Origin of the sequence: Kitasatospora sp. NPDC005856 (assembly GCF_040629945.1) — a bacterium.
Classification (GTDB): domain Bacteria; phylum Actinomycetota; class Actinomycetes; order Streptomycetales; family Streptomycetaceae; genus Kitasatospora.
In genome coordinates this window covers 10,954-26,979 of record NZ_JBEXWT010000045.1, presented here as the reverse complement: position 1 = coordinate 26,979, position 16,026 = coordinate 10,954, and the positions used below count along the sequence as shown (strand labels likewise).

Here is a 16,026-nt window from a genome sequence, read left to right as displayed (position 1 = left end):
AACCACCCCTAGCCTTGCGGGGATTCCCCCTTAACCGGCGGAACGGCGGGAAGGATAGGGGTTGACCCCTCATCACCGCCCGCCGGATTCTGGGGAAAATTTCCTCGCGATGATTGGCCGGGTCATGGTGGAGCGGCAAAGGACCAGGGTTCTCTTCGACCTCAACGATCCGCAGCTCCATAGGAACAGATACGCCTACTATCGGCGGCTGCGCGAGACCGAACCCATTCACCATTCGCCGTACGGATTCTGGACGCTCAGCCGGTACGACGACGTGGACGCCTTCCTGCGGTCCCCGCAGGCGTCCTCCGGCGTCACCACGGACCCGGCGTTCGCGGAGCAGCGCGGCGGTCCCGACAGCCCGGCGATGCGCAGCCTGAACCGCTGGATGCTGGTGAAGCACGGCGAGGAGCACCGCAAGCTGCGCCGGATCATCGCCCGGGCGGTGACGCCGCGCGCCGTGCAGCGCCTCGAACCGGAGATCCTGCGCATCGTCAACCGGCTGATCGACGAGATGGGCGAGGGCGAGGTCGACCTGATCGAGCAGCTCGCCGCGCCCGTCCCGGTCGCGGTGATCTGCGGTCTGCTGGGCATTCCGATCGAGGACGCGGACAAGTGCCTGAAGTGGACGAACGCGATCGCCAACATCATCGACCCGCTGATCACCCCGCAGATGCGGGACGCGATGAACCAGGCCGAGCCGGAGTTCAGCGCCTACATCCGGCACCAGATGGAGCTGCGCCGGGCCGAGCCCCGCGACGACGTGCTGACCATGCTGATGGCCAAGGACGAGGACGGCGAGGGGCTCAGCGACGAGGACGTGATCGCCCAGGTGCTGCTGCTGTTCAACGCCGGGCACGAGACCACGATCAACGTCATCGGCAACAGCATGCACGCCCTGCTGACCAACCCCGACCAGCTGGAACTGCTGCGCGCCCACCCGGAGATGATGGGCGACTGCTTCGAGGAGCTGGCCCGCTACAACTCCACCGTGCAGGTCATCATGCGGCACCTGACCGACGACCTCGTCCTGTCCGGGCGGCGCATCCCGGCCGGCGACGTCGTCCTGGCGATCCTCGGCGCCGCCCACCGCGACCCGGCGAGGTTCCCCGACCCGGACCGCCTGGACCTGCGCCGCGAGGGCGTGAAGTCGCTCGCCTTCGGCTCCGGGCCGCACTACTGCATCGCCGCGATGCTCGGCCGCACCGAGGTCTGCCTGACCATCACCGAACTGCTGCGGCGCTACGGGAGGATCGAGCTGGCCTCCACGGAGCTGGAGTGGCACACCCGGTTCAACTTCGTGCTGGGCCTCAGGCGCCTGCCGCTCAAGGTCGCCCACCACGCCTGAGCCGCCGGCGGAAGACGGAACCGCCCGGGAGCGTACGAGACGCTCCCGGGCGGTTTTCCGTGCGGTCACCGGTCTTCCGTGCGGTCACCCGGCCTTCCGTGCGGTCGGTCGGCGGCGGCCCTCGCACCGGGCTCGACCAGGGTGTCCAGCCACTCCCGGACGGCCGAGGCGGTCGTGGCGCCGTGTTCCATCATCACCGTGAAGTGGTTGCCGGGGACGTCCACGGTACGGTGCGGACGGTCCCAGGTGGCGCGCCAGTCGTCCTCCCGGGTCCACTCGCCGATCGGCTCGGAGGCCCGGACCACCAGGGTGGCGGCGGCGACCTCCTCGGCCCGGAACCCGAGGTACATCCGGCCGTACCAGGCCTGGGCGGTGAGCCGGGTGTCGGTCATCGGCACGGCCAGCTCCTCGCGCCCGAAGGTGCCCTCGGTCAGCTCCGACAGCCACTCCTGGTGCATCGGACGGTCCATCGGATAGGTGTCCACCAGGACCACGCCGGCCACCGGCACGCCCATCGCCTCCAGCCGGCGGGTCAGCGCGTGGGCGAGCAGCCCGCCTCCGGAGTGCCCGAGGAGCACGAACGGCGCGTCCCCGGCGACCTCCACCAGTGTCCTGGCCTGCCAGTCCAGCGAGGCCTCCAGGGTGGCGGGGAGCTCCTCCCCGTCCCGGTAGCCGGGCAGCGGCAGCGCGATCACGTCGTGGCTGCCGTTGAAGGAGGCGGCGAAGCGGGCGAACTCGTGCACGCCGCCGAGCGCCGACATGCCGGTGTGGCAGACCACCCTCGGCCGCTTCGGCCCGCGGGCCAGGAAGACCGGTGCGGGCGGCTCGGAGACCTCGTCGGGCGACTCGAACTGCGGCCGGTAGGAGGCCGCGTCGGACAGGAACTCCATGTACTTGTGGAGCTTGTTCTGCCGCATCGACTCGGCGTACAGGGTGCGCAGGATCCCGGTCTGCTCCTGGGGGCCGGCGGCGCCGCCGGCCCCGCCGAGGGCCTCCAGGACCCGCCGGGCCAGCTCCGCCGCGGTACCGCTGTCGAACACCACGGTGCTCTCCAGCGGCACCCCGACGGCCGTCCGCAGCCGGTCGCGCAGCTCGATCGCGCTGAGCGAGTTGACGCCCAGCTCCAGGAACGGCCGCTCCGGTGCGATCTCCTCGGCGCCGCCGTGCCCGAGCACGCCGGCGGCGTGGGCGCGGACCAGGTCGAGCACGGTCCGGTGCCGCTCCTCGTCCGGCAGCCCGGCGAGCCGCTCGCGCAGCGCCGCCGCGTCCGCCCGGACGGGCTCGTCGGCCGGGCCACCGGTGCGCCGTGCCGCCGGGATCCCGTCCAGCAGCCGGCGCGGCCGGCCGAGCGTGTACGAGGCGGCGAAGCGCTCCCAGTCGACGTCGGCGACGGTGAGGCAGGCCTCCCGGGGCAGCCGGGCGAGCAGGTCGAGGGCCGCGTCCGGGGCCAGCGCCCGCAGCCCGGTGCGGGCCAGCAGGTCGGCGGCGCCGGCGGTCAGCCCGCTGTCGGCGGCCCACGGCCCCCAGGCGATCGAGGTGGCCGCCAGGCCGGCGGCCCGGCGGGCCTCGGCCAGCGCGTCCAGGTACGCGTTGGCCGCCGCCCGGGCGGGCTGGGCGGCGCCCCAGACTCCGGCCACCGAGGAGAACAGCACGAAGGCGCTCAGGTCCAGGCCCGAGGTCAGCTCGTGCAGGTGCCGGGCGCCGTCCACGGTGGGCCGCAGCACCTCGGCGATCCGCCGCGGGGTGAGCGCGTCCGCCGCGGTGTCGTCGCCGACCCCGGCCGCGTGCACCACCGCGGTGAGCGGGTGCTCGGCGGGGACGGCGGCGAGCAGCCCGGCGAGCGCCGCCCGGTCGGCGACGTCGCAGGCGGCCACCGTCGCCTCGGCTCCGGCGGCCCGCAGCTCGGCGAGCAGCCCGGCGACGCCGGGTGCGTGCTCACCGCGCCGGCCGACCAGCAGCAGGCGCGGCACGCCCTGGCCGGCCAGCCAGCGGGCGACCCTCCCGCCGAGCGCGCCGGTGCCACCGGTGACCAGGACGGTGCCGGAGGCCGGCCACCGCACCTGTCCCGCCTCGGCCCCGGCCGGAGCCGGGACCAGCCGGCGGACGAGGACCCGCCCGTCGCGGACGGCGGCCTCCTGCTCCGGCCCGGCGAGCGCCTGCGCGAAGCGGTCCCAGGCGGCGGCGTCCCGGCGCACCGGCAGGTCGACGATCCCGCCCCAGCAGTCCGGGCCGGCCAGGTCGAGGCCTCGGCTGAGGCCCCAGACGGTGGCCTGGGCCGGGTCGGCCGGCGGGTCCGTCGGGCCGGTCGACACCGCGCCGCAGGTGACCGCCCACAGCGGGGCGGTCAGGCCGGTGTCGTCCAGGGCCTGGGCGAGCGTCGCCAGTTCGGCGACCCGGTCGCCGAGCACCGCGAGCACGCCCGCGACCTCTCCGGCCCCGTCGAGCGCGGCCCGGAGCCGGGCGGCCAGCACCGCACGGTCCGTGCCGTCCGTGCCGCCGCTTCCGTCGGTTCCGTCGCCTCCCTCGCGTCCGTCGCCGTCGCCGGGTAGCCGGAGAGTCCGGGCACCGGCGGCGACCAGGCTGCTCTCCGCCTCCGCCGCCAGTTCCTCGCCCTCCGGGGCGACGACCAGCCAGGTCCCGTCCAGCGCGGCCCGGCCGGACGGCGAGGTGGCCGGCTGCCACAGCACCCGGTGGCGCCAGCCGTCGGTGCGGGCGTCCTGCCGCCGGCGGCGGCGCCACGAGGACAGCGCGGTCAGGGCCGTCTCGACGGCCTCCGGGCGGGTGTCCAGGGTCTCGGCCAGCTCGCCGACGTCCTCGCGCTCGACCGCCTCCCAGAACCGTTCCTCCGCCGGGTCGACGGGCCGCGCCGCCGCCACCGGCTCCGGCCAGTAGCGGTCCCGCTGGAAGGCGTAGGTCGGCAGGCCCACCCGCCGGACACCGGGCAGTACGGCCGCCCAGTCCACCGGCACGCCGGCCGCCCAGAGCCGCCCGACGGCGGACGGCACGTGGTCCCGTCCCTCGCGCAGCAGCGGCACACCCACGGCGTCCGGGACGATCCGGGCCACCAGCGCGGACAACACGCCGTCCGGGCCCAGTTCGACGAACCGGGTCAGGCCCTGGCGGTGCAGGGCCTCGACGCCGTCGGCGAAGCGGACGGCCTCGCGGACCTGGCGCAGCCAGTACTCCGGCGTGGTCAACAGGCCCGGCTCGGCGATCTCCCCGGTCAGGTCGGAGACGACCGGGATGCCCGGCTCACTGAAGGTCAGACCCTTCAGGACGGCCGCGAACTCGTCGAGCATCGGCTCCATCAGGGCCGAGTGGAAGGCGTGCGAGACGGCCAGGCGGCTGGTCTTGCGGCCCTCGGCCGACCAGCGCCCGGCGAACTCCTCGACCGCCTCCACCGTGCCCGAAACCACCACCGAGGCGGGCCCGTTGACGGCGGCCACGTCCAGCCGGTCGCCGATCTCCGCCCGCACCTCGGCCTCGGTGGCCTGCACCGCCAGCATCGCGCCGCCCTCGGGCAGCCCGTCCATCAGCCGGCCGCGAGCCGCCACCAGGGCGCACGCGTCCGCCAGCGGGAACACCCCGGCCACATGGGCCGCCGCGATCTCACCGATCGAGTGCCCGAGCAGCACCTCCGGGACCACGCCCCAGGACTCCAGCAGCCGGAACAGCGCCACCTCGACGGCGAACAGCCCCGCCTGGGCCCAGACCGTACGGTCCAGGTCGACGCCCTCGAACACCGCGTCCTTCACCGACCGGTCCAGCAGCAGGTCGAACTCCGCGCACACCGCGTCGAAGGCCTCGGCGAACACGGGGTGGCGCGCGTGGAGTTCGCGCCCCATCCCGGCCCGCTGCGAGCCCTGACCGGTGAAGAGGAACGCCACCCGGCCGTCGCCCGCGCTCCCGGAGACCACCGCCCCGCTCGGCACGCCGTCGACGACGGCGGCCAGTGCGCGCAGCAGCTCCTCCCGGTCGGCGCCGACGACGACCGCCCGGTGCTCCAGCGCGGCGCGGGTGGTGGCCAGTGCGCGGCCGATGTCCCGGAGGTCCGCCGTCCCGTTCTCCCGCACGAAGTCGCGCAGCCGTTCGGCCTGACCGCGCAGTCCCTCGGTGGTCCGGGCGGAGAGCGCCCAGGGCACGGACCCGAGGCCGTTCCCCGCCGCGGGCGCGGGCTCGGGCGCGGGATCGGACTCGGGGCGTTCGATGATCACATGGGCGTTGGTGCCGCTGATGCCGAAGGAGGAGACGCCCGCGCGGCGCGGCCGGTCCAGCTCGGGCCAGGGGCGTGCCTCGGTGAGCAGTTCCACCGCACCTGCCGACCAGTCCACCTCGGTGGTGGGCCGGTCCGCGTGGAGCGTCGCCGGGAGCACGCCGTGGCGCATCGCCTGCACCATCTTGATGACGCCCGCGACACCGGCGGCGGCCTGGGTGTGCCCGATGTTGGACTTCACCGAGCCCAGCCAGAGCGGCTCGCCCGCCCGCTCCCGGCCGTAGGTGGCCAGCAGCGCCTGGGCCTCGATCGGGTCGCCCAGCTTCGTCCCGGTGCCGTGCGCCTCGACGGCGTCGACGTCGGCGGCCGACAGCCCGGCGCTCGCCAGGGCCTGACGGATCACCCGCTGCTGGGCCGGGCCGTTGGGTGCCGTCAACCCGTTGGACGCACCGTCCTGGTTGACCGCGCTGCCCCGGACCACCGCGAGCACCTCGTGCCCGTTGCGGCGCGCGTCCGAGAGCCGTTCCAGCACCAGAAGGCCGACGCCCTCGCCCCAGCCCGTACCGTCCGCGCCGGCCGCGAAGGCCTTGCAGCGGCCGTCGGCGGCGAGGCCGCCCTGGCGGTCGAACTCGCCGAACACCCCGGGGGTGGCCAGCACCGTGACACCGCCCGCCAGGGCGAGGCCACAGTCGCCCTCGCGCAGCGCCTGCGCCGCCCAGTGCAGCGCCACCAGCGAGGAGGAACAGGCCGTGTCCACGGTGACGGCCGGGCCCTCCAGCCCGAAGGCGTACGCCACCCGGCCGGAGATCACGCTGTTCGCCGTCCCGGCCAGCACATGGCCCTGGACCTCCTCCAGACCGCCGGCGGAACCGTAGCCGGAGTTGGAGGCTCCGACGAAGACGCCGATCTGTCGGCCGCGCACCGAACGCGGGTCGATCCCCGCGTCCTCGAAGGCCTCCCAGGAGGCCTCCAGCAGGATCCGCTGCTGCGGATCCATCGCCAGCGCCTCCCGCGGGGAGATCGCGAACAGCCCGGCGTCGAACTCCGTCACGCTCTCCACGAAGCCACCGCGCGCCGCCGCGGCGCCGACCGCGTCGAGCGGCCAGCCGCGGTCGGTCGGGAATCCGGTGACCCCGTCGGCCCCGGCGGCCACCAGGTCCCACAGCTCGGCCGCCGAACCCACCCCGCCCGGATAGCGGGCACTCATGCCCACGATCACGACGGGATCGTCCGAGACCACCACCGCCGTACCGGCCTGCTCTGCGGCAGCCGCTGTCTCGGGCACCGACTCCAGCAGTTCCTCGGCGAGATGCGCCGCCAGCACCACCGGCGTCGGGTAGTCGAACACCAGCGTGGCCGACAGGGAGAGCCCGGTCTCCTTCGCCAGCAGGTTCCGCAGCGCCACCGCCGTCAGCGAGTCGAAGCCGAGGTCCCGGAACGCCTGACCGGCGTCCACGGCCTCCGCCGAGGCGTGCCCGAGGACGGCGGCCGCACCGGTCCGGACCAGGTCCACCAGGATGCGCTCCCGGCGCCCGGCCGCGGCCTCGGCCAACCGCTCCCGCAACGCCGAGGACCGCTCCGCCACCGCCTCCACCGGCGCCTGCGCGCCGACGGCCTCCGGCAGCTCCGCCAGCAGCCGGCTGGTGCGCACCGCGGTGAAGACCGGCACGAACAGCTGCCAGTCCACGTCCGCGACGGTCACACAGACCTCGTCACCGTCCACCGCCCGCGCCAGCGCCGACACCGCCGGCCCCGGCTCCATCACGGACAGCCCACGACGGGCCAGCTGCCCCGCGGCATCGCCCTGGGCGGCCATGCCCTCGCCCGCCCACGGACCCCAGGCCACCGACGTACCCCGCAGCCCCCGCGCACGACGCCGCTGCACCAGCGCGTCCAGGTGGGCGTTGGCCGCCGCGTAGGCCCCCTGGCCACCGCTGCCCCAGGTCGCCGCGACCGAGGAGAAGACCACGAACAGATCGAGATCCAGACCGCCCGTCAGCTCGTCCAGCAGATCGGCGCCGCCGACCTTGCCGGCGAAGACCGGCTCGAACCGCTCGACCGTCTCGCCGCCCAGCATGCCGTCGTCCACGACGCCCGCGGTGTGCACCACGCCCGTGAGCGGCAGCTCGGCGGGCACCGCGGCCAGGACGGCGGCGACCGCGTCGCGGTCCGCCACGTCACAGGCGGCGACCGTCACCCGGGCACCCAGCGCCGTCAGCTCCGTCACCAGGGCGTCCGCGCCCGGCGTGTCCACGCCCCGACGGCCGGTCAGCACCAGGTGCGGCACGCCGCGCCCGGCCAGCCAGCGGGCCGTCTCCGCGCCCAGCGCACCCAGGCCACCGGTCACCAGGACCGTCCCGGACGGGGTCCAGGCGCCGCTACGGCCGCCCTGCTGCGCGGCCCGCACCAGCCGGCGCCCGTAGACGCCCGAGGAACGCACCGCGACCTGGTCCTCGGCTCCACCGAGCACCGCCACCAGCCGGCGCCCGGCCCGCTCGTCCAGCACCGGCGGAAGGTCGACCAACCCGCCCCACATGTCCGGCAGTTCGAGTGCGGCCACCCGGCCCAGACCCCAGATCTGCGCCTGCGCCGGGCTCACCGGCCGGTCCGCCCGGCCCACCGACACCGCGCCGACCGTCGCCGACCACACCTTGGCCCGAACGCCCGCGTCGCCCAGTGCCTGGAGCAGCGTCAGCGTCCCGGCCACGCCGGAGGGCACCCACGAGCCCCGGTCCTGCGGCTCCTCGGCCGCGGCGAGCAGGGAGAGCACGTTCAGCGGCTCGCCCTCGGGGGCCGACTCGCGGATGCGGTCGGCCAGTTCCTTCCGGCCGAGGCCCTCGCCGGCCGACGGCAGAACGTCCGCGCCGGCGGCCCGCAGCGCCGCTTCGACGGCCTCCACGGGTGCCCCCTCGGCCGTCACCAGCAGCCAGCGACCCGACAGGCGGGTCTCCGTGACGCCGGTCAGCGGCTTCCAGACCACCTCGTAGCGCCAGGAGTCCACCACCGAGTCGACCTGGCGGCGCTGCCGCCACGAGGACAGCACCGGCAGGACGGACTCCAACTCCTCGGGCGCCCGGCCGATCTCCAGCGCCTCGGCCAGCCCGTCCAGATCCTGGTTCTCGACCGCCGCCCAGAACCGGGCCTCGGCCGGGTCGGCCACAAGGCTGCCCAGGTCGATGGACCGGGGCCAGTAGCGCTCGCGCTGGAAGGCGTACGTCGGCAGGGCGACGCGACGGCCGGCGGGCAGCACCACGGACCAGTCGATCCCGGCGCCCGCCGTCCAGAGCGCGGCCAGGGCCGCCAGGGCGCTCCGGTGGTCGTCCCGGTCCTTGCGCAACAGCGGCGCACCCACGGCATCGGGCACCAACCGGGCAGCGAGAGCCGTCAGTACGCCGTCCGGGCCGAGCTCCAGGAAGCGGGTCACGCCCTGGCGGTGCAGGGCCTCGACGCCGTCGGCGAAGCGGACGGCCTCACGGACCTGGCGCACCCAGTAGTCCGGGGTGGTCAGCAGGCCCGGCTCGGCAGGCGACCCGGTCAGCGTCGACACGATCGGGATCTGCGGCTCGGCGAAGGTCAACTCCTCCAGCACGGAGGCGAATTCGGCGAGCATCGGCTCCATCAGCGCCGAGTGGAAGGCGTGCGAGACCGTCAGCCGGCGGATCTTGCGACCCTCCGCCGACCAGCGCGCCGCGAACTCCTCCACCACCTCCGCCGGCCCCGAAACCACCACCGAGGCAGGCCCGTTGACGGCCGCGACGTCCAGCCGGTCACCGATCTCCGCGCGCACCTCGGCCTCGGAGGCCTGCACCGCCAGCATCGCGCCACCCTCGGGCAGCGCCTCCATCAGCCGACCACGCGCCGCCACCAGGGCGCACGCGTCCGCCAGCGAGAACACTCCGGCGGCGTGCGCCGCCGCCACCTCACCGATCGAGTGCCCGAGCAGCACGTCGGGGACCACGCCCCAGGACTCCAGCAGCCGGAAGGACGCCACCTCGACGGCGAACAGCCCGGCCTGCGCCCAGACCGTCCGGTCCAGATCCTCGATGCCCGCGAGGACGACATCCTTCACCGGGCGGTCCAACAGCAGGTCGAACTCCGCGCACACCGCGTCGAAGGCCGCCGCGAACACCGGGAACGCCTCGTACAACCCGGCACCCATGCCGACCCGTTGGGCTCCCTGACCGGTGAACAGGAACGCCGTCCGGCCCTCGGCCGTGACGCCGGAGACCACCTGCGCCGACGGCTCGCCCGCCGCCAGCGCCGCCAGGCCGTCCAGCAGCGCGGCCCGGTCAGCGCCGAGCACCACCGCACGGTGGGCCAGCCCGGCCCGCCCGGTCGCCAGCGACCACGCCACGTCCTGCGGACGGGCGTCGGACTCCAACGCCCCGGCCAGCCGCGCCGCCTGGGCCCTCAACGCCCCGGCACTCTGCGCCGACACCACCCACGGCGTCGGCCCGGCGGCCTCCTCCACCGGCACCGCAGCCTGGAGAGGCGGCGCCTGCTCCAGCAGCACGTGGGCGTTGGTGCCGCTGATCCCGAAGGCGGACACGCCCGCCCGGCGCGGATGTTCGCCCGGCGACCACGGCCGGGCCTCGGTCAACAGCTCGACCGCGCCCGCCGACCAGTCCACCTGCGGCGTCGGCTCGTCCACGTGCAGGGTGGCCGGGAGCACGCCGTTGCGCAGTGCCTGCACCATCTTGATGATGCCCGCGACACCGGCCGCCGCCTGGGTGTGCCCCAGGTTGGACTTCACCGAGCCCAGCCAGAGCGGCTCACCGGCCCGGTCCCGGCCGTAGGTGGCCAGCAGCGCCTGCGCCTCGATCGGGTCACCCAGCCGGGTGCCGGTGCCGTGCGCCTCGACGGCGTCCACGTCCGAGACCGACAGCCCCGCGTTGGCCAGCGCCTGACGGATCACCCGCTCCTGCGAGGGACCGTTCGGCGCCGTCAGACCGTTGGAGGCGCCGTCCTGGTTGACCGCGCTCCCCCGCACCACCGCGAGCACCTCGTGCCCGTTGCGCTGCGCGTCCGAGAGCCGCTCCAGCACCAGCACGCCGACGCCCTCGCCCCAGCCCGTACCGTCCGCGCCGGCCGCGAAGGCCTTGCAGCGGCCGTCCGAGGCCAGTCCGCCCTGCCGGTTGAACTCGCCGAACGCACCGGCGTTCACCATCACGGCGACGCCACCGGCCAGTGCCATGCCGCACTCGCCCACCCGCAGCGCCTGCACCGCGAGGTGCAGCGCCACCAGCGAGGAGGAGCAGGCCGTGTCCACCGTGACGGCCGGGCCCTCCAGCCCGAACACGTAGGAGACGCGGCCCGAGATCACGCTGTTGGCGGTGCCGGACAGCACGTGCCCCTCGACTCCCTCGAGCAACTGGCCTTGGCCGTACCCCGAGGAGGAGGCACCCGCGAAGACGCCCGTCCGGCTGCCGCGCACCTCGTGCGGGTCGATGCCGGCGGACTCGAAGGCCTCCCAGGAGGCCTCCAGCAGCAGCCGCTGCTGCGGGTCCATCGCCAGCGCCTCGCGCGGCGAGATCCCGAACAGCCCGGCGTCGAACTCGGTGGCGTCGTACACGAAGCCGCCGACGGCGGTGTCCACGCCCGGCACCCGGTCCGGCCAGCCGCGGTCGACGGGGAAGGAGGACAGCGCGTCGGCGCCGTCGGCGACCAGGGTCCACAGGTCCTCGGGCGAGCGGACGCCGCCGGGGAAGCGGCAGCCCATGCCGACGATCGCGATCGGCTCGTCCAGGCCGACGGGGACCGCCGCCGGCTCGGCACCGGCCGGCCCCGCCGCGGCGCCGAGGTCCAACTCCCGTTCCAGGTAGGCCACCAGGGCCGTCGGCGTCGGGTGGTCGAACACCATGGTCGCGGGCAGCCGCAGGCCGGTCTCCCGGTTCAGCCGGTTGCGCAGCTCGACCGCGGTGAGCGATTCGAAACCCAGGTCCTTGAAGGTCCGCGCGGCCTCGACGGCCCGGACGTCCGGGTGCTTGAGCACCGCGGCGACCTCGGTGCGCACCAGGTCCAGCAGGATCTGCCGCCGCTGCGCCTCGGGCAGCGCGGCGAGCCGGCGGCCGAGGTCCGGGCGCCGGTCCTCGCCGGCCGGCGCCTCGTCCGCCGTCCGCGCCTCGGGGAGGTCGGCCAGCAGCGGGCTGACCCGGGTGGCGGTGAAGGTGTCGACGAAGCGCGGCCAGTCGATGTCGGCGACGGTCAGGCAGTCCTCGCCCGCGTCGACCGCCCCGGCCAGCGCCTCGATCGCCAGGTCCGGGTCCATCGGCACCATGCCGCGCTCGCGCAGGTGGTCGCGGACGGCGTCGGTCGACACCATCCCGACCTCACCCCAGGCGCCCCAGGAGACCGAGGTCCCGGGCAGGCCCTCGGCCCGGCGGCGGGCGACCAGCGCGTCCAGGTAGGCGTTCGCGGCCGCGTAGGCCGCCTGGCCGCCGCTGCCCCAGATCCCGGCGCCGGAACCGAAGGTGACGAACATCCGCAGGTCCGGGCCTCGGGTCAGCTCGTCCAGGTGCAGCGCGCCGGCGACCTTGCCGCCGAGCACCTCGGCCAGCTCCGCCGGGCCGGTGCGGTCCAGCATCATGGCCTGCCCGACGCCGGCCGCATGCACCACGCCGACCAGCGGGAACTCCGCCGGGATCCGCGCCAGCGCGTCGGCCAGCGACTCCCGGTCGGTCACGTCGCAGGCGACCACGGTCACCCGGGTGCCCAGCTCGGTCAGCTCCGCGACGAGGTCCGACACCCCCGGTGCCGCCGCGCCGCGCCGACCGAGCAGGGTCAGGTGGGGCACGCCGCGGCCGGCCAGCCAGCGGGCGACGACCGCGCCGAGCGCGCCGGTGCCGCCGGTGACCAGCACCGAGCCGGGCAGCTCCAGCATCGTCCCGGCCGGGCGCGGGGCGCGCACCAGGCGACGGGCGAACACCCCGGAGCCGCGCACGGCGAGCTGGTCCTCCTCCCCGGCGGCGCCGCCGAGCAGCGCCACCAGCCGGGCGCCGGCCCGGGCGTCCAGGACGGCCGGAAGGTCGATCAGGCCGCCCCAGCGGCGCGGGTACTCCAGCGCGGCGACCCGGCCGAGGCCCCAGGACAGCGCCTGGACGGGGCTGCGCAGCGGGTCCGCCCGGCCGATCGACACCGCGCCGCCGGTGAGCGCCCAGAGCGGCGCGTCGAGGTCGGCGTCGCCGAGGGCCTGGAGCAGGGTGACGGTCGCGGACAGTCCGGCCGGGGCCGTCGGTGCGTCCTCGGCGCCCGCCGGCAGCGTGACCGCACCGGCGACGGGGCCGACCTCGCGCAGCCGTCCGGCGAGCTCCGTGCGGTCGGCGCCGGCGGCGACGGTCAGCTCGACCACCTCGGCGCCGGCCGAGCGCAGCAGTGCGGCGACCTCCCCGCCGCCCCCGCCCTCCGGGAGGGCGAGCAGCCAGCGGCCGCCCAGCCGGGCGTGCGCGGGCAGGTCCGGTACGGGGGTCCAGGTGACCCGGTAGCGCCAGGAGTCGACGGTCGCGCCCCGGCGGCGGCCGCGGTGCCAGCCGGCCAGCGCGGGCAGCACCGCGTCCAGGACGCCGGGCGCCTCGTCGAGCCGCAGGGTGGCGGCCAGTTCCTCGGTGTCGCCGCGCTCGACGGCGTCCCAGAACCCGCTCTCGGCGAGGTCGCCGCCCCCGGCCGGCCGCGCCTGGGCGGGCAGCGGGTCCGGCCAGTACCGGCGGCGCTGGAAGGCGTACGTGGGCAGCGCGGTGCGCGTGCCGCCGACGAAGGCCGCCGACCAGTCGACGGGGACCCCGGCGGTCCACAGCTCGGCGGCGCCGGACAGGAAGCGGTCCGGCCCGCCGTCCTCGCGGCGCAGCGTGCCGGTGACCGTCACCCGGGTGTCCACCCGGTCCGCGGTGTCCTGGACGCCGATGGTGAGCACCGGGTGCGGGCTGCTCTCCACGAACACCGAGCGGCCGTCGGCCAGCAGGGCCCGCACGGCGGTCTCGAAGCGCACCGGGGAGCGCAGGTTCTCGTACCAGTAGGCGGCGTCCATCCGCGCCGTGTCGATCGGCGTGCCGGTGACGGTCGAGTAGAAGGCGGTGCCGGAAGAACCCGGGGTGATCGGCGCGAGGTCGGCGAGGATGCGCTCGCGCAACTCCTCGACCTGCGGGGAGTGCGAGGCGTAGTCCACCGGGATGCGGCGGGCGCGCACCTCCCGGGCCTCGCAGAGCGCCAGCAGCTCCTCGATCGGGCCGGCCGCTCCGGAGACCACGGTGGAGGCGGGGCCGTTCTCCGCCGCCAGGCAGAGCCCGTCGCCCCAGGGGGCGATCAGCTCGGCGGCCTGCTCCCGGCCGACAGGCAGCGAGACCATGCCGCCGCGGCCCGCGAGGGCGGTGATCGCCCGGCTGCGCAGCGCCACGACCCGGGCGCCGTCCTCCAGGGTCAGGCCGCCGGCGACGCAGGCCGCCGCGATCTCGCCCTGGGAGTGGCCGACGACCGCGGCGGGGCGGACGCCGACCGAGCGCCAGGCCTCGGCCAGCGACACCATGACCGCCCAGAGCACCGGCTGGACGACGTCCACCCGGCTCAGGTCCGGGGCGCCCGGCGCGCCGTCCAGCACCTCGGACAGCGACCACGGGACGTACGGCGCGAGCGCCGCCCCGCACTCCTCCAGCCGGTTCCGGAACGCCGGTGAGGCGTCCCGGAGTTCACGGGCCATCCCGGCCCACTGGCTGCCCTGTCCGGGGAAGACGAGGACCACCCCGGTGCCGCCGGCGGCCTCGCCGCGCACCAGGTTGGCCGCGGACCCGCCGTCGGCCAGCGCCTCCAGGCCGGCCAGCAGTTCCGCGCGCTCGGCGCCGAGCACCACGGCTCGGCTGGGCAGCGCGGCCCGGGTCAGCAGGGAGCGGGCGACGTCCACCGGCCGGGGGGCGTCGTCCGCGGTCATGACGTCACGCAGCCGCACGGCCTGGCCGCGCAGCCCGTCGGCCGTCTTCGCGGCCAGCGGCCACGGCAGCGGACCGGCGGTCAGCGCCGGCCCGGCGGCGGGCTCGGTGCCCGGCTCGACGGCGGGTTCGGCGGGCTCGGGTTCGAGGGCCTGCTCCAGGATGACGTGGGCGTTGGTGCCGCTCATCCCGAACGAGGAGACCGCCGAGCGGCGGGGCCGGTCGGCGACGGGCCACGGCCGGGGCTCGGTCAGCAACCGGACGGTGCCGGGCGACCAGTCGACCTGGGTGGAGGGCCGCTCGGCGTGCAGCGTGGGCGGCAGGGTGCCGTCGCGCATCGCCATGACCATCTTGATCACGCCGGCGACGCCGGCGGCGGACTGGGTGTGGCCGATGTTGGACTTGACCGAGCCGAGCCAGAGCGGACGTTCGGCGGAGCGGCCCCGCCCGTAGGTCGCCAGCAGCGCCCGGGCCTCGATCGGGTCGCCGAGCCGGGTGCCGGTGCCGTGGCCCTCCACGGCGTCCACGTCCTCGATGCTGAGCCTGGCGTTGGCCAGCGCCCGCCGGATCACCCGCTCCTGCGCCGGGCCGTTGGGCGCGGTGAGGCCGTTGGAGGCGCCGTCCTGGTTGATCGCGCTGCCCCGGACCACCGCGAGCACCTGGTGCCCGCGCCGCCGCGCGTCGCTGAGCCGCTCGACCAGCAGCAGGCCGATGCCCTCGGACCAGCCCGCGCCGTCGGCCTCGTCGGAGAACGCCTTGCAGCGGCCGTCCGAGGCCAGACCGCCCTGGCGGCCGAACTCGACGATCTGCATCGGGGTGGTCATCACCGTGACGCCGCCGACCAGCGCCAGGTCGCAGCCGCCCTCGCGCAGCGACTGGACGGCCAGGTGCAGCGCGACCAGCGAGGAGGAGCAGGCCGTGTCCACGGTGACCGCCGGGCCCTCCAGGCCGAAGGTGTACGACACCCGGCCGGAGGCGATGCTGGAGGCGGTGCCGGTCATCAGGTGGCCGGCCACGTCCTCCGGCAGGTCCATCCCGGGGCCGTAGCTGACCGAGGTGACGCCGACGAAGACGCCGGTGCTGGAGCCCCGCAGCGAGAGCGGGTCGATGCCGGCGTCCTCGAAGGCCTTCCAGGAGGTCTCCAGCAACAGGCGCTGCTGCGGGTCCATGGCCAGGGCCTCGCGCGGCGAGATCCCGAACAGGTCCGCGTCGAACTCCCCGGCGTCCTCGACGAAGCCGCCCGCCCAGGACGGCTCGTCGGCCAGCGAGAGGTCCCAGCCGCGGTTCGCGGGCAGCGGACCGATCGGGTCCCGGCCGGTGCTGACCAGCCGCCACAGGTCGTCCGGGGAGCGCACGTCGCCCGGGTACCGGCAGCTCATCCCGACGATGGCGATCGGCTCGCCCGCCGCGGACTCCAGGTCCCGGACCCGCCGGCGGGTGTGTTGCAGTTCGGCGACCACCCGGGTCAGGTAGTCGCGGAGCCGCTGCGCGTCATCCGCCATCGGCCGCGCATCATCTGCCATCGAAATTGCCGCCTTCCAAGATTGTCCCCG

2 protein-coding genes are annotated in these 16,026 nt (G+C 75.7%); one reads left to right on the top strand and one right to left on the bottom strand.

What is annotated here, in order from left to right:
• Positions 1–124 precede the first annotated feature (124 nt).
• A complete protein-coding gene (locus ABZ449_RS25100) occupies positions 125–1,348 on the top strand; it encodes a cytochrome P450 (protein WP_360349885.1) in 1,224 nt (407 codons plus the stop codon).
• A 65-nt stretch (positions 1,349–1,413) separates the two neighbouring features.
• Here the strand turns inward: ABZ449_RS25100 and ABZ449_RS25095 are convergent, their stop codons facing one another.
• Complete coding sequence (locus tag ABZ449_RS25095; protein WP_360349882.1) at positions 1,414–15,975, bottom strand: type I polyketide synthase; 14,562 nt, start codon at positions 15,973–15,975, stop codon at positions 1,414–1,416.
• Positions 15,976–16,026: the final 51 nt, after the last annotated feature.